The following is a 25,187-nucleotide window of genomic DNA, read 5'->3' as shown; positions in this document are numbered from 1 at the left end:
TCAGCCCTTCAGACCCTGTGTGGCGACGCCGTTGACGAGGAACCGCTGGAACACGATGAAGAACAGCAGCACCGGGATCATCGCGAGGAACGACGCGGTGACGGTCGCGCCATAGTCGCTCGTCGACGTCTGGTCGTTGTAGAGCTTCAACGCGATCGGCAGCGGATAGTTCTCCGGGCTGTTGAGATACAGCAGCGGGGCGAGGAAGTCGTTCCAGGTCCAGATGAACGTGAAGATCGCGCTCGTGATGAGGGCCGGCTTGATCAGCGGGAGGATGATCGACCAGAAGATGCGGGCGTGGCCGGCGCCGTCGATGCGCGCGGCCTCATCCATGTCGCGCGGCAGGTTGCGGATGAACTGCACCATGAGGAACACGAAGAACGCTTCGGTCGCGAGGAACTTCGGCAGGATCAACGGCACGAACGTGTCGACGAAGCCGAGCTTGTTGAACCAGATGTACTGCGGGATGATCACGACGTGCACCGGCAGCAGGAGCGTGCCGATCATCGCCGCGAAGAAGATCCCGAGGCCCTTGAACTTGACGCGCGCGAACGCGTAGGCGGCGAGCGAGGACGACAGCACGGTGCCGATGACGGCCGAGACGGCGAGGATCGTCGAGTTCGCGAAGAACCGCCACATCGGCACGCCGCCGATGCCCTCCGACACGGTGCCGTAGTTCGCGAGCGTCGGCTCCCACGGGATCAGGCCCTGGTTCTGGCCGAACTCGGCGTTGGGCTTGAAGGTCGACAGCAGCAGCCATACCAGCGGATAGATCACGACCGCGGTGATGGTCAGCAGGGCGATGAACCAGATCACGGTCTGCCAGCCGCGGCGCGTCATCTTCTTGCGCGGCTGTGCGCTGCCGGTGGTGACGATGGCGGTGGAGGTCATCGGTCATCTCCCGAGTAGTGGACCCAGGACTTCTGGGTGCGGAACAGGATCAGGGCGATGATCGCGACCGCGATCATGATGACCCACGCGATCGCCGAGGCGTAGCCCATCTGTGAGTTCGAGAAGCCGCGCTCGTAGAGGTAGAGGGTGAGGAAGTTCGTCATGCCCGCGGGGCCGCCGGTGCCGTTCGAGATGATGTACGCCGACGCGAACACCTGGAACGCGCCGATCAGCTCGATGAGAAGGTTGAAGAAGATCACGGGCGAGAGCATCGGCAGCGTGACAGCCTTGAAGCGGCGCAGTGCTCCGGCACCGTCCATCTCGGCAGCCTCGTAGAGTTCTTTCGGCACCTGCTTGAGGCCGGCCAGGAAGATCACCATGGTCGCGCCGAACTGCCAGACGGCGAGCAGGATCATCATCGGGACGACGAGGCTGACGTTGCCGATCCAGCCGCCGAGGTTGATGCCGAACAGCGACAGGGTGGTGTCGACGGGGCCGTCGGTGTTGAACATGGCGCGCCACACGATGGCGACGGACACGGACGCGCCGACGAGCGATGGAGCGTAGAACGCCGACCGGAAGAACGCCGCCCCGCGGTCGCGGTAGTTCAGCAGCAGCGCGATCGCGAGCGCCGCGGCCAGCTTGATCGGCGTGCCGACGAACACGTAGACGAGCGTGATCATCGCCGACTGGATGAACTTCGGGTCGTCGGTGAACAGCCGCACATAGTTCGCCAGGCCCACCCATTCGGGCGCGGAGAAGAGGTTGTACGACGTGAACGACAGGTACAGGGAGTACGCCATCGGCCCGAGCGTGAGGCCGAAGAAGCCGACCAGCCAGGGCAGCAGGAACGTGTATCCGGTGAGGGTCTCCCGGAGGTGCTTCTTCCGCAGCGCGGGCGAGGCCGCGGGGCGCGTCCCGTTGGGCCGCCTGCCGCCGGATCCGGCGGTGACGACTCTTCTCGTCTCAGTCGTGCTCATGATCTCCCGATCGGTGGGGGGAGGGCGGGGCGCGAGGCCCCGCCCTCCGGGGGCGTTAGCTGAGGGCGGCGTCCATCTCGGTGAAGAAGCGGTCGACGGCGTCGTCGACGCTGATGGTGCCGTAGCCGAGCTCGATGCCGAGCTGGCGGAACTCCTCTTCGAGGTTGCCGTAGCCGACGACCGGGATCGGCGGCGCGTCGCCGAGGCGGTCGGCGATCGACGCTTCGTAGTCCCTGACCTGCTGCGAGAGCTCGTCGAGCTCTGCGGCCTCGAGGGCGGTCGTCGAGGCGGGCAGGCCGCGGTTGGTGCCGAAGACCTCACCCGAGTCGGGCGAGTTGACGAGGAAGTCCACGAGCATCGCGGCGGCCTCGGGGTGGTCGGTCGTCGCGGCGACCGAGTGCAGCATCGACGGCTTGAGGTAGAGGTCCTGCGCGCCGTCCTCGAGGACGGGCGGCGCCTGCAGCGTCAGCTCGGTGTAATCCTCGCCGAGGTTGCCGAGGTAGCCGGCGCCGAAGTTGTCCCACGTGCCCTCGCTGAGCACCTGGGCCGTGTCGAAGCCGCCCAGCGGATACGACTCCTCCGCCTTGCTCGCCGGGAACGACGCGCCCTCGCGCAGTTCGGATCCCTGCTCCCAGAAGGCCCGCAGGTCGTCCTCGGTGAAGTTCGGTTCGCCCTCCTCGGTGAAGAGGTCCTCGCCCTGCGCCCGCTGCTGCAGCTCGAAGAGCTGGATGCGGCCGGTCCAGTCGCTCGCGCCCCAGACGTCGTGCCCGCCTGCCTGGGCCGTCTCGGTGGCATCGATGATCCACTGCGTGTACTCGTCGTACGTGCCGCCCGCGAAATCGTCCACACCGACAGCGTCGAGCAGCTTCGGATTGCTGAACAGCCCCCACGCGTTGGTCGACGTCGTGATGCCGTAGTTGGCGCCGTCGAGCTGGCCGATCGCGAGGATCTCCTCCGACAGCGACTCGTCGCTGATCTCCTCGCCCACATGCGGCGACAGGTCGAGCAGGAGGCCGTTCTCGGCGTACTGGCGCAGGTACGAGTAGTCGAACTGCATGACGTCGGGAAGGCCGCCGCCGGCTGCCTCGGTCTGACGCTTCTCCCAGAAGCCGGGGAAGTCGAGGAACGAGCTGTTGATGGTGATGTTCGGGTGCTCGTCGGAGAACCGGTCGAACATCTCGTTGTACAGTGCGGCCCGCACATCGTTGCCCCAGAACGCGAAGTCGAGGGTGATCTCCTCGTCGGGGTCGTAGCCGTCGGATCCGCCATCGGATCCCCCCGAGCAGCTGGTCAGCACGAGGCCGCCGGCGACCGTGACGGCCGCCGCGGCGAGGAATGTGGTCTTGCGGAACATCGGTGTCCTCTCAGAACGTCTTCGTTCGAACCCGGATCTGCGAAGGCCGGGCGGCGCCAGGGAAAGCGCTTGCCGAGTATGGTACGTCGTTTCCGAAACGATTCACAAGGGGGAAGGCGATACCGGCCCCGCGTCGTTGTCGAACCGTGACGCGGGGCCAGCTGCGTCAGTCCTGGAGGATGACGTCGGCCTCGCTGAATAACAGCGCGACGGCGTCGTCGACCGTTGTCGTGCCGAGCCCGAGCTCCTTGCCGAGATCCCAGAACTCCTGCTCAAGGGATCCGTATCCCACGACGGGCGCGGGGGGCGCGTCGCCGATGCGGTCCTCGACAGAGGCGAGGAAGTCGGCGACCTGCTGGTCCGGGCCCTCGAGGGTCGTGCCCGCGAGCTTCGTCTCAGATGCGGGGAAGCCGACCGACGTGCCGAAGATCTCGCCCGCCTCGGGGCTGTTCACGACGAAGTCGAGGAAGATCGCCGCGGCCTCGGGGTGGTCGCTCGATTCCGAGACCGCCATCTGCAGGCCGGCCTGGCGGTAGAGGTCCTGAGACCCCTCCGACGCCGTCGGGGGCGCGACGATCGAGATGCTCTCGGCACCGGAATCGCCGAGGTAGGAGGCGATGAAGTTGCTCCAGCTCGCCTCGCTCGCCGTGAGGTTCGCGCCGAAGCCCGACACGGGGCTGATCTCCTCGAGTGCCTGCTGCGAGACGACGACGCTCTCGCGGTCGGCCGCGCCGGACTCCCAGAACTCGGCGAGCTCCTCCTCCGTGAAGCCCAGCTCTCCGTCCTCGGTGAAGAGGTTGCCGCCCTCGGCGCGCAGCACCATCTCGAAGTTCTGGATGCGCTGCGTGTAGTCGGTGCCGCCGTAGACGTCGCCGCCCGTGGCATCGGTGACGCCCGCCATCCACTCCGAGTACTCCTCGTAGCTCGTGCCGCCCTCGTAGGGGTCGATGCCGTGCTCGGCGAGGATGTCGTCGTTGAGGAAGACCGACCAGGTGCTGTATCCGATCGGCAGGGAGTACTGCGCGCCCTCGAGCTGCCCGGTGCCGAGCAGGCCCTCGTCGATCGCGTCGGTGTCGACGTACTCGCCGTACTCGCCGAGGTCGGCGAGCAGGCCGTTCTGCGCGTACTGGCGCAGGTACGTGTCCGAGAACTGCCACACATCGGGCAGCCCGCCGCCCGCGGCCTCGGTCTGGCGCTTCTCCCAGTACGAGGGGAAGTCCGAGAATGAGCCGTTCACCGTGATGTTCGGGTGGTCCTCGTTGAAGGCGTCGATCAGCGATTGGTAGCGCTGCGCACGGTCGTCGTTGCCCCACCAGGTGAAGGTGAGCTCGACCTCGTCGCCGGGCTCGTAGTCGCCGCCTCCGCCGCCGGCTGAGCAGCCGGCGAGGGCGATCGAGGCGACGCCGATTCCGGCGGCGATCGAGGCGGTGCGCCTGAGGTGTGGCTTCATTGCGTTCATGCTCCTCGTGCTCCTTTGCGGGCGATGCGAGCGCGATCCTGGGCGGGAAAGCGCTTCCCTGCACACGCTAGGGCACTCCGAAACGTTTCACAAGGGCCGATCTTGCCGGGCCACCTGCACAACGACGCCAATTCTGTGTCCGGGTCGACCGGTGCCCGCAGGATTCCGCAGGTCCGGGCCGATGCCGGTACAGAATTGGCGTCGTTGTGTATCGAAGGTGTATTGACGGGGGCGTCAGGGGGCGAGCTCGGACGCGAGCTCCGCGATCTCGTCCGGCGCGCAGACCCGGTCGATCACGACGAAGCGGTGCGCGAGGGCGAGCGAGGACCCGGGGGCGAGCGCGACCGTCTCGGCGAACGTCGGCGACGGGGCGAGCACGGGCGTCGGCTCCGAGCGCACGAACCAGCGGATCGCGGGATCCCCGGTCGAGGTCCCGGCGTACGCGAGGATCGTCGCGCCGCCGTCGACCTCGTCGTGCTGCCCCGAGAACGCGAGCCACGGCGCGTCGGATCCCATGACGGCGTCGGCATCGGCGCCCGCCAGCCCCGCATGGTCGGGCGTCGTGACGGATCCGCCCGCGAACGAGCGCGCGAGGCGGAGGAACATGCCGGAATAGCCGGCGTTCTCGCGCCCGTTCGTCGTCGGGCTGCCGAGCACGAGCTCGCGGCCTGCGATCGAGGTGAGCGTCGTGCGCAGGTCGAGGCTCCACAGCCCGTGTGTGGCATCGAGGCCGTGGAAGCGGTGCGTGCGGCGCTCCGACAGCCACTCCTCGCCCGCCTGCGTGATCCAGGTGAGCTCCTCGTCGATTGTCGCCGAGGGGCCGCCCACGAGCCGATTGAAACGTTCGTGGCGGATCCGGCCGACGTTGTCGAGCGGGAGGTATCCCGCGCCGCGCACGTACGTGTTGCCGCCCCAGAAGTTCTGGCCCGATACGTCGGTGAGGGTCATCTGCAGGCCCTTGTGCCAACGGTGGTCCCACGGCCGATAGCCCGTCAGGGGTGCCCCCGACAGCGTGCGCAGCGGGTGCAGGAACGGCTTCGGCCCCTCGAATGCGGGCGTGTCGTCGTCGAACACGTAGCGCGCGATCTCCGTGCCGGCCGCCGTGACCGTGAGCGCTGATCGACCCTCGGAGACCTCGAAGTCAGCCACGGGCCGACCGGATCGTCCCGGCGTGGATCCTCGCGGTCGCGTCGGCGGGGGCGGATCCCGCCATCGATGCGTAGAACGGATCCCCGGGGGCGAGCTCGTCGCGCGCGACCGAGCGCCCCGTGAGCGCCGACTTGTACATGCCGGCCGCGAGCTCCATGATCCGCCTGCCGTCGTCGCCGCTCGCGATCGGGCGCTCGCCATGCCGCATGCAGTCGATCACGTGGGCGAACTGCGGCGCATGGGATCCGCTCGACACGTTCTCCGTCGGCGCCCACGATGCGGCCTCGTCGGAGGGGACGCCGGGGGCGGGCGTCCACGTCCAGTGCGCGTTGTCATACCCGTAGAGGTGCTCGACCTCGACGGTCGCGCGCTCGAAGTCGATGCGCACCTGGCTCGTCTCGCGCGGCGAGAGGAGGCTGTTCGTGATGGAGCACATCGCGCCCGACGCGAAGCGCACGCTCGCCATCGACACGTCCTCGGTGTCGGTCTCGCGCGCGAGCGTCGACATGACGGCTGAGACGTCGGTCCACTCGCCGAGCAGCGACATCAGCATGTCGACCTGGTGGATCCCGTGGCCCATCGTCGGGCCACCGCCCTCCGTCTCCCACTTTCCGCGCCACGGCACGGCGAAGTACGACGGATCCCGGTACCAGAGCGTGTCGCAGCGCGCGACGAGCGGGCGGCCGAGGGCGCCGGTCGCGATGAGCTGGCGCAGGCGCACGGCGGCGGAGCCGAAGCGGTGCTGGAAGACGTACGACGCGTACGGGCCGCTCTCGCCCTCGTGCGACGCGATCTCGTCGTAGTCGGCGAGGGAGAGCGTCGGCGGCTTCTCCGACAGCACCCACGCACCCGCGTCGAGGGCGGCGATGGCGGCCTCCTTGTGCGCGATGGGCGGCGTCGCGAGCGTGACGAGGTCGGGCTTCTCGGCGGCGAGCAGCGCGTGGATGTCGGGGTAGACCGCGGGAACCCCGAACTCCTCCGCGAGGGCGCGGGCGGACTCCTCGCTGAGGTCGGTGACGGCGACGACCTCGACGAGGTCTCCGAGCGCCGCGAGGCTCGGCAGGTGCTGCACCCGGGCGATGGCTCCGGTTCCGACGACGGCGACGCGAATGGGCATGAGGCTCCTCTGCTGCGCGAGTGGGAAAGCGCTTGCCGACAGTGTATGCGGCGACGCGGGGAGGGTGCCAGTGGGATGCGCATCGTGCTGACCCCGGCCACCTGCCGGAGCGCCCGCGAGTCGACAGCCTCCGGCGTCCTCTGGCAGCACGACGCAGTCGATCTGGGCCGAATCCGCGCGAGGAACCGGGTTCTCGCCCGCCCGCCGTCAGATCGACTGCATTGTGTTGGCGCAGGCGCAGGCGCAGGCGCAGGCGCAGGCACCCGCGGTGCGCGAGCGTCTGCACCCTGCGCGGATCCTGTGCGCATTCTTGGTGCATCCTGTGCGGCGCGGCGCTCCCGTACGCTCGGAGGCGCCGCGCCGGCGATTCGGTGGCGGCATCCGCCGACGCCCCCTCAGAAAGGCTCCCCGAATGCCGTCGCAGAAGACCTCCCGCGCCCTCAACGACATCGGCCTCGTCGTCCTCCGCATCGTCGTCGGAGGGATCGCGTTCGCCCACGGCCTGCAGAAGATCCTCACGAACGGCGTCGACGGCACCGCCGGCTGGCTCGGATCCATGGGCGTCCCGCTCCCCGACGTCGCGGCCGTCGTCGTCATCGCGATCGAGCTCATCGGCGGACTGATGCTCGTGCTCGGCCTCGCCCAGCGCGTCGTCGGCATCCTCCTCGCCGCAGACATGATCGGCGCGATCGCCCTCGTGCACGCGCCCTTCGGCGTCTTCGTCGCCGATGGCGGATGGGAGCTCGCCGCGCTCCTCGGCGCCGCCGGCCTCGCACTCTCCCTCACGGGAAGCGGCGCCTACAGCATCGACGGCGCGATCGCGTCCCGCCGGCGCCGGTAGCGGGCCGCGCCTCGGCGCGCCAGCTCCGCGCGGCGGCGCCCCCGCGCTCCCGAGTGCGTACATGCCCGGCCGTCGCGCCTGTAGGGCGGATCCGCACTCGGGAACGCGGCGGCCGCCCGCGATCGCGTCCCGCAGCAGGCAGGGTGCCGTGCGCCTACACCGCCTGCGTGCGGTGGAGCTCGGCGTAGCGGCCGCGGCGCGCGACGAGCTCGTCGTGCGGCCCCTGCTCGACGATGCGCCCGCGCTCGAGCACGACGATGCGATCGGCGCTGCGGATCGTCGAGAGCCGGTGCGCGACGACGAGCGTCGTGCGCCCGCGCATGAGCCGCTCGAGCGCCTCCTTGACGAGCGCCTCCGACGACGGATCCAGCGCGCTCGTCGCCTCGTCGAGCAGCAGGATCCGCGGGTCCCGCACGAGGGCGCGCGCGATCGCGATCCGCTGGCGTTGGCCGCCCGACAGGCGCGCGCCTCGCTCGCCGACGACGGCGTCCCACCCGTCGGGGAGCTGCGAGACGAACTCCCATGCGTTGGCGTCGACGAGGGCCTCGCGGATCCGGTCGTCGGGCACGTCCTCGAGGCCGTAGGCGACGTTGTCGCGGATGGATCCCTCGAACAGCACCGACTCCTGCGGCACGACCGACACGTGGCGGCGCACCGACCGGAGGTCGAGCTCGTTCGCGTCGCGGCCGTCGATGAGCAGCCGCCCCGAGGTGGGGCGGATGAAGCCGAGCACGAGGTTGAGCATCGTCGACTTGCCGGATCCGCTGGACCCGACGAACGCGACGGTCTCGCCGGGCGCGATCTCGAGCGACACCTCCCGCAGGGCGGGGGCGTCCGCGTCGGGGTACACGTGCGACACGCGCTCGAGGGCGATCGCTCCCGTCACGCCGTCGACGTTGTCGCGCCCGTCGTTCTCCTCGAGGTCGGGCTCCTCGAGCACCTCGGCGATCGACCGCACCGATTCGACGCCGCGCGTCGCGACGGGGATGAGCATGAGGATCTGTGTGAGGCCCTGGGTGAGCAGGGCGAAGTACGCCGAGAGCATGACGACCTCGCCGGGCGAGATCGGCAGGATCCCCGTGAGGGCGAAGGTGGCCGCGAGCACGAGGCAGAAGGCGCCGAGCAGCTGCATCGCCACCCACGACATCGAGGCGATGCGCCCGTTGAGCATGTCGAGGACGAGGCCGATGCGCCGCACCTCATCGGCGCTCGACTCGACGCGGGTCACTGCAGTCCGCTCGAGGCCGTGCGCGCGGGTGATGGGGATGAGCGTCGCCATCTCGCCGACGCGGGCCGCGAAGCCCTCGACCTCGCGGCGGAAGCGCTCGTTGTGCACGCGCGATCGGCGTGCGGAGAACCAGCGGATCCCGAGGGCGAGCGGCACCGCGAGCAGGTAGACGGGCAGGAACTCGGGCACCTTGATCGCCGTCATCGCGAGCGCGCCGATGAGCACCATGATCGCCGACAGCAGCGGCTGCCCGATCTGCTGCAGCATGATCTCGATGTTCTCGACGTCGCGGACGACCTTCGTCTGCACGATCGACGCGCTCGTGCGCGAGTGGAACCCGATCGACAGGCCCTGGAGGCGCTCCGCGAGAGCGCCGCGGAGGTTCGCTCCGGTGTCGCGCACGACGCGCATGAACATCCGCGTGTACAGCAGGTGGTGGGGGTAGTTCTGCAGCAGCAGGGCCGATGCGAGGGCGAACCACCACCAGATCGCCGAGACCTCGCCGCCGAGCGAGACGATGTCGACGATCGCCGCCGTGACGACCGGCAGCGCCCACATGGGGATCTCCTTGAGGGCGAACGCGCCGAGGGCGACGGCCATTCGGCCGGGTCGGCGTGCCAGCAGGCGGAGGATCGTCCGCACCGGCCTCTGCCCGTCGACGACGAGTCGCGTGCGGGAAAGCGCTTGCTGAGGCATGATGTCCATCATGCCGTGTGGACATGCGATGCGGCGGCTCGACGATGAGAGGGAGACGATGACGTACCACCTGGCCGGCGACTCGACGGTCGCGGCGTGCCCGCCCGAGGAGCACCCCATGTCCGGGTGGGGGCCGCACCTCGCGCCCCACGTCGATGCGCCCGTGCGCAACCTCGCCTTCGGCGGCGCGACGACCGAGTCATTCCTCGCCACGTCGTGGTCCGAGCTGATCGGCGGCGTCGAGGCAGGCGACACGGTCGTGATCCAGTTCGGGCACAACGACCAGAAGGATCCCGCGCTGCTCGACGCCCGCGGTGGATACACGGATCGCCTCCGCCGCATGGTCGCCGAGGCGCGCGAGCGCGGCGCGACGGCCGTGCTGTGCACGTCATGCGAGCGGCGCTGGTTCGACGGATCCCGCGTCACACCGACCCACGGCGACTACCCCAACGCGGTCCGCGACCTCGCGGTCGAGCTCGGAGCGCCGCTCATCGACCTCACGGCCTTCACGACCTGGCTCTACGAGGACGCCGGGCCCGACGGATCCGTCGCCCTGCTCAGCCACTTCGCGCCGGGCGAGCATCCGCACTGGACCGAGGGCCTCGCCGACGACACCCACTTCCACGAGCGCGGCGCGCGGCGCATCGCGGCGTACGTGGGGCGCCAGCTGCGCGCGATCGCGCGCCTCGACGGCGACGGGCAGCCGCGGGGAAGCCAACTGGTGCACTGATGGACGCGCCCACCCTCAAGAGGATCGGGATCCGCGACGTCGCCGAGCACGCCGGCGTGTCGATCGCGTCGGTCTCGAATGCGCTCAACCGGCCGGAGCAGGTCAGCGACCGGCTGCTGCAGCGTGTGCGGGCGTCGGTCGACACGCTCGGCTATGCGCCGATGCCCGCCGCCCGCCAGCTCCGGCAGGGACGCAGCGGCCTCATCGGCATGACGGTCATCAACATCTCGAACCCGTTCTTCGGCGCGCTCATCGCGGGCGCCGAAGACGCCGCGTCCGAGGCGGGCATGCGCGTGCTCGCCGCGAACAGCGACGACGACGCGGCGCAGGAGCGCGACCACCTCGGACTCTTCGAGAGCGTGCAGGTCGAGGGAGCCCTCGTCGCGCCGTTCAGCGACACCCACACGCCCGTGAACCGACTCCGCGGGCGCGGGATCCCCGTCGTGCTCGTCGACGCGATGGACGACGCCGGCGAGCTGACCTCGGCGTCGTTCGACAACGTCGCGGGCGGACGCCTCGCCGCCGAGCATCTGCTCGCCACGGGGCGCCGACGCGTGCTGTTCCTCGGCGCGCGCGACGAGCTCGCGCAGGTGCGGGATCGGCGGCTGGGCGCGCGCGACGCGCTCGCCGCGGCCGGGATGGACCTTCCCGCCGAGCGGCTGCCTCGTACGGATCCTGCGTCCGGCCTCGAGTACGGCGCGCGGCTCGCCGCGGCGGATCCGGCTGACCGCCCCGATGCGATCATCTGCTCGAACGACCACCTCGCGATGGGGCTCGTGCGGGCGCTGCTCGACGGCGGCGTGCGCGTGCCGGAGGACATCGCGGTCGTCGGCTACGACGACACGCAGCTCGCGGCGGTCGCGGCCGTGCCGCTCACGTCGGTGCGGCAGCCGGCCGCGGCGATGGGGCGGCGGGCGGTCGAGCTGCTGCTGGGGCGGATCCGCGCCCCGCGCGCCCCGCGCGCGACGGTGGTCTTCGCGCCCGAGCTGACGGTCCGCGCCTCGACGGTCGGCTGAGCCCCGCACGTCCACAGCTCTTCGTCGAGTCCGCTGCGATTCGCTGCGGACTCCGCGAAGACCTGGGGAGATGAGTCGCCTACTCGGGCCGCGGGCGCGCGGTCGACGCGCGCACGACGAGCTCGAACGGCATCGACGTCTCGGATGGCGCGACGCTGCCCGGCTCGAGCTCGGCCATGAGCACGTCCACAGCGAGCGCGCCCTGCCGGCGCGGGAAGTGCGCGATGGTCGTGAGGCCGAAGAACTCCGCCATATCGTGATCGTCGATGCCGACGACAGACACGTCCTGCGGCACGACGAGCCCGAGGTCGCGGGCCGCGAGGATCGCGCCGAACGCCATCTCGTCCGACGCCGCGAAGACGGCGGTCGGGCGCGTGTCGGCGGGCGCGCCGAGCAGCTGCTTCGCGGCGCGATAGCCACCGGGGACGGTGAAATCGGCGCCGACGACGAGGGACGGATCCGCGGGGATCCCCGCCGCCGACAGGGCCTCCTCGTAGCCGTGGCGCCGCTTCGTCGGCAGGTGGAAGTCGACGTCGTACGCCGTGTCGCCGCCGATGTGCGCGATGCGGGTGTGGCCGAGACCCAGCAGGTGCTCCGTCGCGAGGCGCGCCGCGCGCACATCGTCGACGGCGAGCGTGTGCACCCCGTCGATCGGTCCGCCGACGCCGACGAGGGGCTTGCCGAGCGCGTGCAGGTGGGCGACCTCGGTCTCGGTCAGCTCGAGCGAGACCGCGATGACTGCGTCGACGCGGCGGCGCAGCAGGAAGTTCTCGAACACCTCCCGCCGCTCGAAGCCGTCTCCCTCGAGGTTGTACAGCGTCACGTCGTAGCCGGCGCGCATGAGGCGCTCCTGTGCGCCCGCGAGCACCTGCGTGAAGAACCACTTGTCGAGGAACGGCAGCACGAGCCCGACGTTGCGGTTGCGCCCGCTCGCGAGGGTCGACGCGGCCTGCGAGACGACGTATCCCAGCTCGTTCGCCGCCGCGATCACGCGCTCGCGGGTGACGGGGGAGACGGATCCCCGGCCCGACAGGGCGCGCGAGACGGTGGCGTTCGATACGCCGGCGGCCCGGGCGACCTCGGCGATGTTCACGATCGCATCATCTCATCTCGCCTCGGTGTGCCCCCAACACAACGCAGTCGATTCGGCAGCCGGCGGCGAGCGGATCGGCGTCCTGGCGCGGCCTCGGCCGGTCGCACATCGCGGATGGACTGTGTTGTGCTGGAAGCGGCGCGGGGAGGGGCGCCGGAATCGCCGAGCATCACGGTCCGGCTCACATGCGCGCCCAGACGGTCGTGTCGTACGGGACCCGGCCGTCGTCGAGCGCGCCGCTCGCGACGAGCACCTCGGCGCCGTCCGGCAGGGCGAGGGGATCCGCGCCGAAGTTGGCGACGACGCTCACCTCGCCGACGCGGAACGCGAGCGCATCGTCGGGCATCGGGTCGATCCACTTGAGCTCGCTCGTCGCGACGCCGAGGTCGCGACGCAGACGGAGGAGCTCGCGGTAGAGCTCGAGCGTCGAGCCCGCGAGCCCGCTCTGCTGATCGCGCGCGAACGCCGCCCAGTCATCGGGCTGCGGCAACCACGACGCCCCCGTCTCGCTGAAGCCGAACGCGGGGCGGTCGGACTCCCAGGGGATCGGCACGCGGCAGCCGTCGCGGCCGTAGCGTTCGCCCTTCAGGCGGAACCAGGTGGGATCCTGCCGCGCCTCGTCGGGCAGGTCGATCGCCTCGGGAAGCCCCAGCTCCTCGCCCTGATAGAGATATGCGGATCCGGGCAGGGCGAGCATGACGGCCGTCGCCGCGCGGGCGCGGTGCAGGCCCTCGCCCTGATCGGGGCGGCCGGGCGACCTCGGCCCGATGCCGTGTCCCTGCGGGAAGTCGGCGGCGAGCGAGAGGCGCGTCGCGTGCCGGATCACGTCGTGGTTCGACAGCACCCACGTCGAGGGTGCGCCGACGGCGTGGAAGGCGCGCAGAGACTCGGTGATGACGGTGCGCAGCACAGCCGGATCCCAGTCGCTCATCAGGTACTCGAAGTTGAACGCCTGGTGCATCTCGTCGGGGCGCACCCACTGGGCGATCTCGTCGACCGTCGGCAGCCAGGCCTCGGCGCAGAGCACGCGGTCGCCATCGTAGGTCTCGAGCAGCTTCCGCCAGTCGCGGTAGACGTCGTGCACGCCCTCCTGGCCCCAGTAGGGCACGGGTTCGACGCCGCCCATGGAGTCGGCGTCCTCCGGCGGCGTGTAGTCGGGCAGACCCTCCTGCTTGACGAGGCCGTGTGCGACGTCGACGCGGAAGCCGTCGACGCCCCGGTCGAGCCAGAAACGCAGAACGCGCCGGAACTCCTCGCGGACCTCCTCGTTGGACCAGTCGAAGTCGGGCTGCGAGCTGTCGAACAGATGCAGGTACCACTCGCCGGGGGCGCCGTCCTTCTCGGTGACGCGCGTCCACGCGGGCCCGCCGAAGATCGACTGCCAGTTGTTCGGCGGCAGGGATCCGTCCTCGCCCCGGCCTTCGCGGAACATGTAGCGGCCGCGCTCGCGGCTGCCGGGCACAGACGCGAGCGCCTCCTGGAACCACACATGCTGGTCCGAGGAGTGGTTGGGGACGAGGTCGACGATGACGCGGATGCCGAGCTCGTGCGCGCGGGCGAGCATCGCGTCGAAGTCCGCGAGCGTGCCGAACAGGGGATCGACGTCGCAGTAGTCGGTGACGTCGTAGCCGGCGTCCTTCTGCGGAGAGGTCATGAACGGCGAGAGCCAGACGACGTCGACGCCGAGGTCGCGGAGCGACGTGAGGCGGGCGGTGATGCCCTCGAGGTCGCCGACGCCGTCTCCCGAGGCATCGGCGAACGAGCGCGGATAGATCTGGTAGATCACGGCGGAGCGCCACCATTGGCTGTTCATAACGGACAAGCGTAACGGAGGGGCAACGAAATTGGAAACGCTTGCAATCCGTGTCTTCGTCATGCATGCTTGATTTTCGCGAGGGGATCCACCCGACGTGCATCTTGATGCCGGGGTCCTCTCGCGCCTACTGGAAACGCTTGCAACCTGGCAGAGCTGCCGGGCACAACGAAAGGGCACACCGATGACGGTGAAGAAGACGGGCCGCGCGTTCGCGGCCCTCGCCCTCGCGACGACCCTCGGTCTCGCGGGATGCGCGGGGAGCGACGACGCGGGAACCGACGACCAGACCTCGAACGGCGGCGACGGCCCCTCGACGACCCTCACCGTGTGGGTCGATGCCGAGCGCGTCGCCGCCCTGCAGGGCGCCGCCGACGCGTACACCGAGAAGACCGGTGTCGCGATCGACCTCGTCGGCAAGGACACCGCCGACATCAAGGACGACTTCATCCAGCAGGTGCCGACGGGCGAGGGCCCCGACGTCGCGATGGGCGCCCACGACTGGCTCGGCGAGCTGTCGACCAACGGCGTCGTCGCGCCCCTCGAACTCGGCGACTCGGCCGGCGACTACCTCGAGGTCGCGATCGACGCGTCGACCTACGACGGCAACGTCTACATGCTCCCGTACGCGGTCGAGAACATCGCCGTGCTTCGCAACGCCGAGCTCGTCCCCGAGGCGGCCGCGAGCTTCGACGACATGATCGAGGCGGGCCAGGCCGCGGGCCTCGACCAGCCGTTCGTCGTCGAGCAGGGCGCGGAGGGCAACCCGTACCACCTGTACCCGTTCCAGACCGCGTTCGGCGCACCCGTCTTCGGGACGACCGACGCCGGATACGATGCGACCGATCTGCAGATCGGAAATGCCGGCGGCGAGGAGTTCGCCGCGTGGCTGGCCGAGCAGGGCAAGAACGGCACGCGCGTGTTCAACACCGACATCGACGGCGACATCGCCAAGCAGGCGTTCCTCGACGGCACCGCGGCATTCTGGCTCACGGGCCCGTGGAACGTAGGGACGGCCGTCGACGCCGGCATCGACGTCGCGATCGACCCCGTCCCCAGCCCGACCGATGACGTGGCCTCGCCGTTCGCCGGCGTCAAGGGCTTCTTCCTCTCGTCCGAGTCGGAGAACAAGGTCGCCGCGACCGACTTCCTCGTCAACTTCCTCGGCACCGAGGACGCGCAGCTGTCGCTGTTCGAGACCGGCAACGTGCTGCCCGCCCTCTCGGCTGCCGCCGACGCCGCGTCGAGCGATGAGATCATCGCCGGATTCGCCGAGGTCGGCGCCGATGCCGTGCCGATGCCCGCGATCCCCGAGATGGGATCCGTGTGGGAGTTCTGGGGCGTCGCCCAGGCCGAGATCATCAACGGAGCCGACCCGACGGAGCGGTGGCAGAAGCTCGCCGCCGACGTCCAGGGCGCCATCGGCTGACACTCCGATCGATGGGTCGCCAGAAAGTGCGGGTGCGCGAGCATTCCGACTGGCACTTTCTGGCGACCCATTCGCGGTGCGGCCGAGGGAGCAGAGGAGAGACATGATCACCGAGACCGAACGGGTCACCACCGACCCCCGGCGCCAGAGGCGCCAGAATACAGCCCGCGGCATCGCCGACCAGGCCGGGGGCAGCCTCGGCGCCCTCGTCGTGAAGCTCATCCTGCTCGGCATCGTCGACGCGATCGCCATCTACGCGGTGCTCGTCCTCTTCTCGTTCGGAGAGTGGGGAATGATCGCGATCGTCGTCGCCGTGGCGGCGCTCGTGAACTGGATCTACTTCTCTCGCCGCAAGCTGCCCGCGAAGTACCTCGCTCCCGGCGTCTTCTTCCTCGCGCTGTTCCAGGTCTTCGTCCTCCTGTACACCGGCTATGTCGGCTTCACGAACTACGGCACGGGCCACAACGGATCCAAGGACCAGGCCGTCTCCGCGCTCATGGCGGCGGCCCAGGCCCGCGTCCCGGATTCGCCGGCCTACCCGGTCACGGTCGTCGAGTCCGGCGGCGAGCTGGGCCTCCTCGTGACGTCGCCCGAGGGGAACGCGCTCCTCGGAACATCCGAGGATCCGCTCACGGCCGTTCCCGACGCCGTCTTCGAGGGCGACACCGCCATCTCGGCGCCCGGCTGGACGACGCTGCAGTTCGCCGATGTGCTCGCGCGGCAGGGCGAGGTGACGGATCTGTCGGTGCCGTTCTCCGAGGATCCCAACGACGGCGCGCTGCGCACGCCCGATGGGCAGGCCGCATACCAGTACGTCTCGAGCATCGAGTACGACGAGGCGGCCGGTTCGCTCACCGACACCGACTCCGGCGTCGTCTACCGCGACATCGGCACGGGCGCCTTCACCTCCGAGGCCGGCGACGAGCTGCTGCCCGGCTGGAAGGTCACCGTCGGCTTCGAGAACTTCGCGAAGGCCGTCACGGATCAGCGCCTCGCCGGCCCGCTCGTCTACGTGACGCTGTGGACGTTCGCGTTCGCCCTCATCACCGTCGCCGTCACCTTCGCGATCGGGCTCTTCCTCGCGATCACCTTCAACAGCAAGCGCATGCGCGGGCGCCGCATCTACCGCTCGCTGCTGATCCTGCCCTACGCGATCCCGTCGTTCCTGTCGGCGCTCGTGTGGGCGGGCATGATGAACCAGAGCTTCGGATTCCTGAATCAGGTGATCTTCGGCGGTGCCGAGATCCCGTGGCTGACGGATCCATGGATGGCGAAGCTGTCCGTGCTGATCGTCAACATCTGGCTCGGATTCCCCTATATGTTCCTCGTCTGCACGGGGGCGCTGCAGTCGATCCCCGAAGAGCTGCAGGAGGCCGCGACCGTCGACGGCGCGAAGCCCTGGGAGGTCTTCCGCCTCATCAAGCTGCCGCTGCTGCTCGTGAGCATCGCGCCGCTGCTGATCTCGTCGTTCGCGTTCAACTTCAACAACTTCAACATCGTCTACATGCTCACGGACGGCGGTCCGCGCGACTCGAACGCGCCGATCCCCGTCGGGCATACCGACATCCTCATCTCAATGGTCTACAAGGTCGCCTTCACGGGCCAGACCCGCGACTACGGCCTCGCGAGCGCCTACACGATCATCATCTTCGTCATCGTCGCGATCATCTCCGTGATCGCCTTCCGACGCACCAAGTCGCTCGAGGAGCTGAACTGATGTCCGCTGCCGCACCCACGCGCCGTCGGGGCGGAACCCGACGCTGGTTCTTCGACACCGGCTGGCGCCACGTCGTCGGGATCGCCGTCCTCATCGTCGCGATGCTGCCGATCGTGTTCGTCATCTCGAGCTCGCTCAACCCGCAGGGCACCCTCACGGGATCCAACGCCCTGTTCTCCGCGATCGGCTTCGACAGCTACGCGCGCATGCTGAACGACCCGCAGGCGCCGTTCCTCGCCTGGTTCGGCAACACCCTCGTGATCTCGGGGATCACCGCGATCCTCACGGTGTTCCTCGGGGCGCTCGCCGCATATGCCTTCTCGCGCATGCGCTTCGCGGGCCGCCGGGTCGGGCTCATCTCGATCGTCATCGTGCAGATGTTCCCGCAGCTGCTCGCGGTCGTCGCGATCTTCCTCCTGCTGAGCGCGCTCGGCGAGTGGTTCCCGGCGATCGGCCTCAACAGCCGCATCGGCCTGATCCTCGTCTATCTCGGCGGCGCGCTCGGCGTGAACACCTACCTCATGTATGGGTTCTTCAACACGATCCCGCAGTCGATCGACGAGGCGGCTCGCATCGACGGTGCGAGCCATGTGCGGGTGTTCTTCACGATCGTGCTGCCGCTGGTCACGCCGATCCTCGCGGTCGTCGCGCTGCTGAGCTTCATCACCTCGGTCAACGAGTTCGTCGTCGCCTCGGTCGTGCTCATCGACTCGGACGTGCAGACCCTCGCGGTCGGCCTGACGAAGCTCGTGTCGAACCCGCGCTACGCCGACTGGAGCGCGTTCTCGGCCGGCGCCGTGATGGCAGCGATCCCCGTCGTCATCCTGTTCCTCTTCCTGCAGAAGTACATCGTCGGCGGCCTCACCGCCGGCGCGGTGAAGTAACTCATCCCCAACCCTTCATTTCTGGCACATCTCTGCACGGATTCCGCACCGGAGATGTGCCAGAAATGAAGGGTTGCCGGGCGTCCCCGCCGCTGAAGGGAGTCTCCATGGACGTGCGGTTCGACGCCGATCCGGCGCTTCTTCCGCGGGCCGCGCGCGGCGGGGTCCGGTTCGTCTACGACGCGGATCCGGGCGTCCGCACCGTGGCGCTGGCCGGGACCTTCAACAGCTGGGTGGGCGACGCCTGCCCGCTGGAGCGGGTCTCCGCCACGCGCTGGGAGGTGACGCTGCCGGTGCCGAGCGGGCGCCACCTCTACAAGCTCGTCATCGACGGAACGGAATGGATCCCGGATCCCGCCAATCCGTGGATCTCGGAGGACGGGCAGAACAACTCCTGCCTCACGGTCGACGAAGCGGGCGAGGTGTTCGTGCGGACGGCGGATCTGAGCGCCGCCGCACCCGGCCCGCTGCACGCGCTCGACGCGCTGGCCAGCCCCGCCTGGCTGCGCGACGGCGTCATCTACGAGCTGTCGGTGCGGGCCTTCGGCGGTGACGTCGACGGCGTGCGGGCCGAGCTCCCGTACCTGAGCGAGCTCGGCGTCGACGTGATCTGGATCATGCCGGTCCAGCCGATCGGCGTCGTGGGGCGGCGCGGCGCACTCGGGGATCCGTACGCCGTGCGCGACTTCGACGCCATCGACCCGGCGCTCGGCGACGATGCGTCGTTCCGTGCGCTCGTCGACGCCGCGCACGCGCGGGGCATGCGCGTGATCCTGGACTGGACGCTCAATCGCAGCAGCATCGACCACCCCTTCACCCGCACGCACCCGCACTGGTACACGCGGCGCGCGGACGGCAGCGTGTTCTACGCCGTCCCCGGGCGAGACGAGTTCGCCGGCTTCGACTTCGCGGATCCGGATCTGCGGCGCACGCTCATCGCCAGCATGCGCGGCTGGATCGAGCGCTTCGACATCGACGGCCTGCGCTTCGACGACTCCGACATCACCCCGCGCGACTTCCTCGAGGAGATCCGCGGATCCCTGTCCGCGCTGCGTCCCGACATCGCGCTCATCTCGCAGGCGTACGACGAGCTCCACCACCTGGCCGCCTGCGACCTGACCTACGAGGGCGGCACGCGCGAGATGCTGATCCGCGCCGCCGCGGGGCGGGACGACGGCGCCGCCTTCGCCCGCTATTGGATCCAGTCGACGAGCAGCTTCCCGCGCGGATCCCTGCGGATGCGCTGGCTGGAGGACAAGGAGCAGCCTCGCCTCTCGTCGCTCATCGGGCGGCAGGCGCATCGGCCCGCGGCTGCGGTGCTCCTCGCGATGGACGGCGTGCCGCACATCCTGATGGGGCAGGAGTTCGACGAACCCACGTGGACCGGGTGGCAGGTGCTGTTCGACGACTGGCGGCTCGACCGGGGATCCGCCTTCGACGACGACCTCTTCGCGCACTACCGGACGCTGATCGGCCTGCGCCGCGACCACCCGGCGCTGCGGATGGGATCCACCTCCTTCCTCGACGCGGTGCCGGACGGCGGCGTCGGCTTCATCCGGGAGAGCGAGGCCGAGCGCATCGTCGTCGTGGCGAACCTGTCGACGTCGCCGCTGGTGTTCGCGGGCGAGCCGGCGCGAGCCGAACCGCTGTACGCGCAGGGCTGGGACGGCGAATCACTCGCGCCGCACGGCTGGATGATCGGCGCGCTCCCGCTTGTGCGGTGAGGCCGTCCGGCCCAACCCTTCATCTCTGGCACATCTCCGCGGCGGAATCCGTGCAGAGATGTGCCAGAAATGGAGGATCAGCGGGCAGGATAGGAGCACATCGAGAAGGGGGATCTCCATGGTGTTCGGTCGTCGTCGTTCTGCGCCGCCTGTCTCCGCTCCGGTCGTCGCGCCTCCCGCGCGCGGCGCGTGGCGCGACGGGTTCGGCATCCTGGCCACGCGGTCCATCCAGATCATCGCGGTCGTCGTGCTGGCGGCGGGCATCATCTGGGGCATGCGATCGGTCACCGTCGTCGTGATCCCGGTGATCCTCGCGATCGTCTTCGCGGCCGCGTTCGAGCCCGTCATGGGGTGGATGCGCGCGCGGATGCCCTCCGTGCTCGCGACCGTGATCCTGCTGCTCGCGATCGTCGGCGTGATCGGCGGCATCGTCTGGGCGATGGTGCGCGCGGTCGCCGCGCAGTGGGAGGATCTCTACGCGAGCGCCCAGGAGGGCGTCGGGCAGGTGATCACGTGGGTCAACACGCTGCCGTACGCGCCCGATCAGGAGCAGATCGACGAGTGGTGGACCGCGATCCAGGACTTCGCGACGAGCGCACAGTTCGGCTCGAGCCTCGGCAGCGGCGCCGTCGCGGGGGTCAGTGCCGTCGCGAGCTTCGTCACCGGCCTCGTGCTCATGGTCGTCGTGCTGTTCTTCTTCCTCAAGGACGGTCCGCTGATCTGGGACTTCCTGCTGCGTCCCTTCCAGGGCGAGTGGCATGAGCGCATGCAGCGCGTCGGCACGAAGAGCGTCGACACGCTCGGCGCCTACGTGCGCGGCACGGCGGCCGTCGCCGCGGCCGACGCGATCGGCATCGGCATCGGGCTGTTCATCCTGCAGATCCCGCTGGCGCTGCCGCTGACGCTGCTCGTGTTCCTCCTCGCGTTCATCCCGATCGTCGGTGCGACGCTCGCCGGGATCCTCGCGGCGCTCGTCGGCCTCGTCGACGGCGGCTTCATGGACAACGGCCTGCTCGCGGCGATCATCATCGTCGCGATCGTGGTCGGGGTGAATCAGCTCGAGGGCAACTTCCTGCAGCCCGTGCTCATGGGGCGGGCGCTGAAGCTGCACAGCCTCGTCATCCTGATCGCCCTGACGATCGGCACCGTCCTGGCAGGGATCCTCGGCGCGATCCTCGCCGTGCCGCTCGCCGCCGTGGTCTGGGGCATCATCCAGGTGTGGGACGGCGAGAGCACCCCCGCCCGCTGGGCCCGCAAGAAGGATCGGGCGTAGCCCCGCCCCCGCTCGTATGACGCGAACCGCTCGGTCTCCTCACGGGACCGAGCGGTTTCGGTCATCTCAGGGAGGTGGGGTGGACGATCTCAGCGGGCGGGTGGGGCGAACACCCCCGCACGTGCCGCTGCCGACGTCGCCTCCGTCGACTGGCGCGCGAGCGCCGCGTCGAGGCGGCCGCCCACGAGCAGCAGCCGGAGGTGGATCGGCGCGACGAGGAAGTCGATCTCCGCGTCGGCGTCGGATCCTTCGGGAACCTCGCCCCGCTCGATCGCACGCTCGATGATCCGGGCGGACAGCATCCGGTTCGTGTTCGAGGCGTAGCGGCGGCGACGCGGCTCACCGGGCCGTGCGATTCTGGACACGTGCCTGATCTCGTCGTCTTCCTCGCCGGGGCCGGCGAAGTCGGATCCGTCTGGGACGAGCAGCGGGCGCGCATCGCCCCGATGCCGGCGCTCGCATTCGCGGGTGGCGACCTCGGGACCCCCTTCTCCTTCGATGCGGCGGTCGCCGCGCTCGACGAGCGGATCCGCGGTGCCGAACTGCGCATCCTGCCCGACGGCGGACACCAGTTGTCGACGGAGCGCCCTGACGTCTTCGCCGACGCCGTTCGGGAGGCGGGCGCTCAGGCTCGCTGACACCGGTTCCGCACCGCGGAGGCCGTGATGCCCCCCCTGGGCTCGCTGTCGCGTCGCCGCGGCCGCTCACATCCCGTCGAGCAGGCGGTCGATGATCTGCGGCACACGGATCGTGATCGCTCGCCAGAACACCTCGTGGTTCATCCCGTCGTACCCGGCGCGCGCGGCGATGTTCCGCGTCGTGCGGATCGCGTCGAGCTCGTCGGCCGTGAGCCGCTCCGCGAGGCGCTCGGACTCCGGGCGTTCGAGCAGCCCGGCGAGGCGGATGAGAGCCATGTTCGCGATGTCGTACGCGTTCGGCGGGATGACGAATGCGACGGAGCTCGAGGCGGAGATTCTCGTCGTCGTGCGCAGCCCGCGACCCGGCGTCGGAGCGCGGTCGCGGCGCGAGATGCGGTTCGTCGCTCATGAGAGCGCGACCGCCTCGGATCCGGCGCTCCGCGCGACTCGGGACTCTCCGGAGTCACTCACGACATCGACGTGGAACCCCGTGAGCCTCTGGACTCGATCCGCGAAGAGGGCGATATCGAAGAGATCCACGCGGGGATCCGCCGTCACGAGCAGGTCGATGTCGCTGTCGAAGTGATCGTCGCCGCGAAGGACGGACCCGAAGACGCGGACGTTCGTGAGACCGTGCTCCGCGGCGAGGCGAGAGATCTCGGAGGCGTGTTCAGCGAGCGAGAGCGATGGGCGGAAGTCCGCGGCACGCAGCACGCGCTCGAGCATCTCAGGGGATACGCCCCGTGCCCCCGACTCCATCTGTGCGAGACTCGGCTGCCGCAGGCCCGCGCGACGAGCGAGCTCGGCCTGCGTGAGCGCCGCGTCCGCGCGCGCGGCGCGGATGAGCGCACTCGCGCGTGAGACATCGAAACGGCCCATACAGGCGTGATGGCGCGCTGCTATCGCGGCGTGGTCGAATGAGCGATGCGCACACCCGTTCGAAGCGACGACGGACACGGTGCGGAGGCCACCCATATGACGAGAACCGCTCGATCCCCTGAGGAGACCGAACGGTTCGCGTCAAACGAGGCGGGCGTCAGGCGCGCGTGACCTGGATCACGCTGGGGCGCGGGCCGCCCCAGGCGCCCCCGTCGAGGGATCCCTCGGCGACGTAGTCGGGGAACAGCGAGTTCTGTGCGCCCCACGTGCCGTCCTCGCCCGGGTGCTGCACCGCGACGAAGACGCTGCCGTCGCGGTCGTGGATGACGGGGCCGCAGGTCTCGGCGTCGCGCGGCACGGCGAGGAACTGCTGCACGTGGCCGCGCTCGGCGCCCTCGAGCGGCACGAGGAACAGGCCGTCGTTGTATCCGATCGAACTCGGCTGCCCGTCGGTCGAGATCCAGAGGTTGCCCGCCGAGTCGAACGCGAGGTTGTCGGGGCACGAGATCGGCGAGACCTTGTCGGCCGGGAAGCCAGCGAAGTACGTGCGGGGGTTCGTCGCGGGGTCGCCGGCGAGGATCACGATGCTCCAGCCGAAGGTCGTGGAGCGCACATCGCCGCCCGCCTCGGTGATCTCGATGACGTGGCCGTCGCGGTTCGTGTTGCGCGGGTTCGCCTCGGTCGCGCCCTCGTTGCCGTCGACGCCGCGCGCCGAGTTGTTCGTGCAGGCGACGTACACGCGGCCCGTGTGCGGGTTCGGCTCGACGTCTTCGCAGCGGTCCATCTTCGTCGCGCCCACGGCATCGGCCGCGAGGCGGGTGTGGACGAGGACCTCCTCGGTCGTGAAGCCCTCGACAGCGCTCTCGCCGTCGACCATGAGGGGCAGCCACTCGCCCGTGCCGTCGAACAGGCCGTCGCTCGGCAGCGCGCCCGTGCCGGTGATCTCGGAGACGGGCGAGTCGCCCTCGAACTTCGCGACGTAGAGGGATCCCTCGCTCAAGAGGGTCTTGTTGTGGGCGCGCGCCTTCCAGCCCTTGCCCGGCTTCATCGCGTTCGTCGAGACGAACTTGTACAGGTAGTCGAAGCGCTCGTCATCGCCCATATAGGCCGCGACGTGGCGCGACGGTCCGACGTGGATGTTGGCGCCCTCGTGCTTCATTCGTCCGAGTGCCGTGTGCTTGACGGGCGCCTCGTCGGGGTTCTCAGGGTCGATCTCGACGATCCAGCCGAAGCGGTTCGGCTCGTTCTCGTACCCGGCCTGGCGCGCGTCGAAGCGCGGGTCGACGGCGTCCCAGCCGTAGCGCGAGTCGCCCTCGCTCAGGCCGTAGCGGTCGTTCTCGGGCGTGGAGTTCGCGCGGAAGTAGCCGTTGAAGTTCTCTTCGCCCGACACGATGGTGCCCCACGGGGTCGTGCCGCCCGCACAGTTCGCGAACGTGCCGTTGACGGTCATGCCATCCGGGTGCTCCACGGTCTTCAGCAGATCGGATCCGGCGGCCGGGCCGTCGAAGACCATGTCGGTGTCGGCCGTGATGCGGCGGTTCTTCGGCGCGCCGACGAGGTAGTTCCAGGGCTCGCCGCGGTGGCGGCGCTCGAGCTCGACGATCGAGAAGCCGTGCGCGGCCTTCGAGATGCGCAGCTGCTCGAGGCGCTCCTCCTCGCTCGCGGCGGGCGGGAACATGATCCCCGCGTTGACGTACTCGTTGTTCGCCGCGAGAACGGCGCGCTTGCCGTTCGGCTCGGCGATGATGTCGAGGTAGTCGTTGTTGTAGCCGAACTGGCGCTCCTGCTTCGCCGCGGTCTGCGCGTTCGGGTCGAATGCGTCGGCGGCGTCGAACAGCGGGTCGCCCCAGCGGATGATCGGCGTCCACACGAAGCCCTCGGGCACGGTGACGGCGTCGACGTCGGCGGGGACGGGCGCGATCGGCGTGAATCCGAAGGCCGCGCCGTTTCCGCGGCCGAGCACCTGCGCGGTCGTGGCGGCCTGGGCGGTGGATCCGCCGCCGACGGCCTGTCCGATGACGACGGCGGCCGCCGCGGCGGCGCCGCCTGCGAGCACCGCGCGGCGGCTGAGCGCGGCTCCCGCGATGTCGCGGAAGTAGCCGTTGTCGCTCGTGTTCGGCGCGGGGTGGAAGCAGGCGTTGTCGCACTTGTACATGCACGTCACGGGGCTGCGCTTGCCGTGCGTGCGGCCGGACATCAGCAGGTTGAGCAGCGGCCGGCGGCCGCGCTCGGCGCGGGAGGGCATGGTGTCAGTCATGCGGTTCACGGTGCCCCGG

General features: G+C 69.8%; 22 protein-coding genes. 9 read left to right on the top strand and 13 right to left on the bottom strand.

All coding sequences use genetic code 11. From position 1 onward, the window contains the following. The 6 genes from GB932_RS02870 to GB932_RS02845 form a co-directional block, all read right to left on the bottom strand. On the bottom strand, positions 1–840 hold the full coding sequence (locus GB932_RS02870) for a carbohydrate ABC transporter permease (RefSeq protein ID WP_231915978.1): 840 nt from the start codon (positions 838–840) through the stop codon (positions 1–3). Positions 841–887: 47 nt separating this feature from the next. After that, positions 888–1,871, bottom strand: a complete 984-nt coding sequence (locus GB932_RS02865) for a carbohydrate ABC transporter permease (RefSeq protein WP_156759205.1) — start codon at positions 1,869–1,871, stop codon at positions 888–890. A gap of 55 nt (positions 1,872–1,926) precedes the next feature. After that, on the bottom strand, positions 1,927–3,225 hold the full coding sequence (locus GB932_RS02860; protein WP_156759204.1) for an ABC transporter substrate-binding protein: 1,299 nt from the start codon (positions 3,223–3,225) through the stop codon (positions 1,927–1,929). Between the two features lie 166 nt (positions 3,226–3,391). After that, positions 3,392–4,684 (bottom strand): ABC transporter substrate-binding protein, encoded by a 1,293-nt coding sequence (locus GB932_RS02855; protein ID WP_231915970.1) that lies wholly within the window; start codon positions 4,682–4,684, stop codon positions 3,392–3,394. Positions 4,685–4,918: 234 nt separating this feature from the next. Continuing rightward, positions 4,919–5,833, bottom strand: a complete 915-nt coding sequence (locus GB932_RS02850; protein ID WP_156759203.1) for a DUF6807 domain-containing protein — start codon at positions 5,831–5,833, stop codon at positions 4,919–4,921. After that, complete coding sequence (locus GB932_RS02845) at positions 5,826–6,950, bottom strand: Gfo/Idh/MocA family protein (protein WP_156759202.1); 1,125 nt, start codon at positions 6,948–6,950, stop codon at positions 5,826–5,828. Before GB932_RS02845 ends, GB932_RS02850 begins: the two co-directional genes overlap by 8 nt. Before the next feature lie 412 nt (positions 6,951–7,362). On the opposite strand from GB932_RS02845, the gene GB932_RS02840 reads away from it, so the two are divergent. Next, complete coding sequence (locus GB932_RS02840) at positions 7,363–7,791, top strand: DoxX family protein (RefSeq protein ID WP_156759201.1); 429 nt, start codon at positions 7,363–7,365, stop codon at positions 7,789–7,791. Between the two features lie 154 nt (positions 7,792–7,945). Here the strand turns inward: GB932_RS02840 and GB932_RS02835 are convergent, their stop codons facing one another. Further along, positions 7,946–9,715 carry an ABC transporter ATP-binding protein gene (locus GB932_RS02835; protein WP_156759200.1) on the bottom strand — a complete coding sequence of 590 codons (1,770 nt, stop codon included), beginning with the start codon at positions 9,713–9,715 and terminating at the stop codon, positions 7,946–7,948. 58 nt (positions 9,716–9,773) lie between these two features. On the opposite strand from GB932_RS02835, the gene GB932_RS02830 reads away from it, so the two are divergent. Both GB932_RS02830 and GB932_RS02825 read left to right on the top strand, forming a co-directional pair. Next, positions 9,774–10,445: a rhamnogalacturonan acetylesterase gene (locus GB932_RS02830; RefSeq protein WP_197517266.1), complete on the top strand. Its 672-nt coding sequence runs from the start codon at positions 9,774–9,776 to the stop codon at positions 10,443–10,445. Continuing rightward, a complete protein-coding gene (locus GB932_RS02825) occupies positions 10,445–11,461 on the top strand; it encodes a LacI family DNA-binding transcriptional regulator (protein ID WP_156759199.1) in 1,017 nt (338 codons plus the stop codon). The genes GB932_RS02830 and GB932_RS02825 overlap by 1 nt, the downstream gene beginning before the upstream one ends. A 79-nt stretch (positions 11,462–11,540) precedes the next feature. Here GB932_RS02825 and GB932_RS02820 read toward each other — a convergent pair whose 3' ends face one another. Together GB932_RS02820 and GB932_RS02815 are read right to left on the bottom strand one after the other, a co-directional pair. Next, positions 11,541–12,557, bottom strand: coding sequence for a LacI family DNA-binding transcriptional regulator (locus tag GB932_RS02820; RefSeq protein ID WP_156759198.1), 1,017 nt, complete (start codon positions 12,555–12,557; stop codon positions 11,541–11,543). Between the two features lie 178 nt (positions 12,558–12,735). Next, the gene (locus tag GB932_RS02815) at positions 12,736–14,430 is read right to left on the bottom strand and encodes a glycoside hydrolase family 13 protein (RefSeq protein ID WP_156759197.1); all 1,695 of its coding nucleotides are present in this window, start codon (positions 14,428–14,430) and stop codon (positions 12,736–12,738) included. Between the two features lie 121 nt (positions 14,431–14,551). On the opposite strand from GB932_RS02815, the gene GB932_RS02810 reads away from it, so the two are divergent. From GB932_RS02810 to GB932_RS02790, 5 genes are all read left to right on the top strand, one after another. Continuing rightward, positions 14,552–15,796, top strand: a complete 1,245-nt coding sequence (locus GB932_RS02810) for a sugar ABC transporter substrate-binding protein (RefSeq protein ID WP_156759196.1) — start codon at positions 14,552–14,554, stop codon at positions 15,794–15,796. A gap of 103 nt (positions 15,797–15,899) precedes the next feature. Beyond that, complete coding sequence (locus GB932_RS02805) at positions 15,900–17,513, top strand: ABC transporter permease subunit (RefSeq protein WP_197517265.1); 1,614 nt, start codon at positions 15,900–15,902, stop codon at positions 17,511–17,513. Continuing rightward, entirely contained in the window at positions 17,513–18,397 is an 885-nt protein-coding gene (locus tag GB932_RS02800; RefSeq protein ID WP_156759195.1) for a sugar ABC transporter permease, read from the top strand. The genes GB932_RS02805 and GB932_RS02800 overlap by 1 nt, the downstream gene beginning before the upstream one ends. Before the next feature lie 107 nt (positions 18,398–18,504). Then, positions 18,505–20,121 (top strand): alpha-amylase family glycosyl hydrolase, encoded by a 1,617-nt coding sequence (locus GB932_RS02795; protein ID WP_197517264.1) that lies wholly within the window; start codon positions 18,505–18,507, stop codon positions 20,119–20,121. 118 nt (positions 20,122–20,239) lie between these two features. Continuing rightward, positions 20,240–21,394 (top strand): AI-2E family transporter, encoded by a 1,155-nt coding sequence (locus GB932_RS02790; RefSeq protein ID WP_156759193.1) that lies wholly within the window; start codon positions 20,240–20,242, stop codon positions 21,392–21,394. Between the two features lie 89 nt (positions 21,395–21,483). On the opposite strand, the gene GB932_RS02785 is transcribed toward GB932_RS02790, so the two are convergent. After that, complete coding sequence (locus GB932_RS02785) at positions 21,484–21,759, bottom strand: TetR/AcrR family transcriptional regulator C-terminal ligand-binding domain-containing protein (RefSeq protein ID WP_156759192.1); 276 nt, start codon at positions 21,757–21,759, stop codon at positions 21,484–21,486. Here GB932_RS02785 and GB932_RS02780 point away from each other — a divergent pair, their 5' ends adjacent. Further along, entirely contained in the window at positions 21,760–22,032 is a 273-nt protein-coding gene (locus GB932_RS02780) for an alpha/beta fold hydrolase (protein ID WP_156759191.1), read from the top strand. It begins immediately after the preceding gene. Positions 22,033–22,098: 66 nt separating this feature from the next. Here GB932_RS02780 and GB932_RS02775 read toward each other — a convergent pair whose 3' ends face one another. From GB932_RS02775 to GB932_RS02765, 3 genes are all read right to left on the bottom strand, one after another. Further along, positions 22,099–22,308 (bottom strand): toxin-antitoxin system, antitoxin component domain protein, encoded by a 210-nt coding sequence (locus tag GB932_RS02775; protein WP_156759190.1) that lies wholly within the window; start codon positions 22,306–22,308, stop codon positions 22,099–22,101. 129 nt (positions 22,309–22,437) lie between these two features. Then, a complete protein-coding gene (locus GB932_RS02770) occupies positions 22,438–22,911 on the bottom strand; it encodes a helix-turn-helix domain-containing protein (protein ID WP_156759189.1) in 474 nt (157 codons plus the stop codon). 157 nt (positions 22,912–23,068) lie between these two features. Further along, positions 23,069–25,168, bottom strand: a complete 2,100-nt coding sequence (locus GB932_RS02765) for a PhoX family protein (RefSeq protein WP_231915968.1) — start codon at positions 25,166–25,168, stop codon at positions 23,069–23,071. Positions 25,169–25,187: the final 19 nt, after the last annotated feature.

Origin of the sequence: Microbacterium karelineae (assembly GCF_009745985.1) — a bacterium.
Taxonomy (GTDB): Bacteria; Actinomycetota; Actinomycetes; order Actinomycetales; family Microbacteriaceae; genus Microbacterium; species Microbacterium karelineae.
The sequence above is the reverse complement of the archived record's forward strand: the minus strand, read 5'-3'. Positions and strand labels throughout refer to the sequence as shown.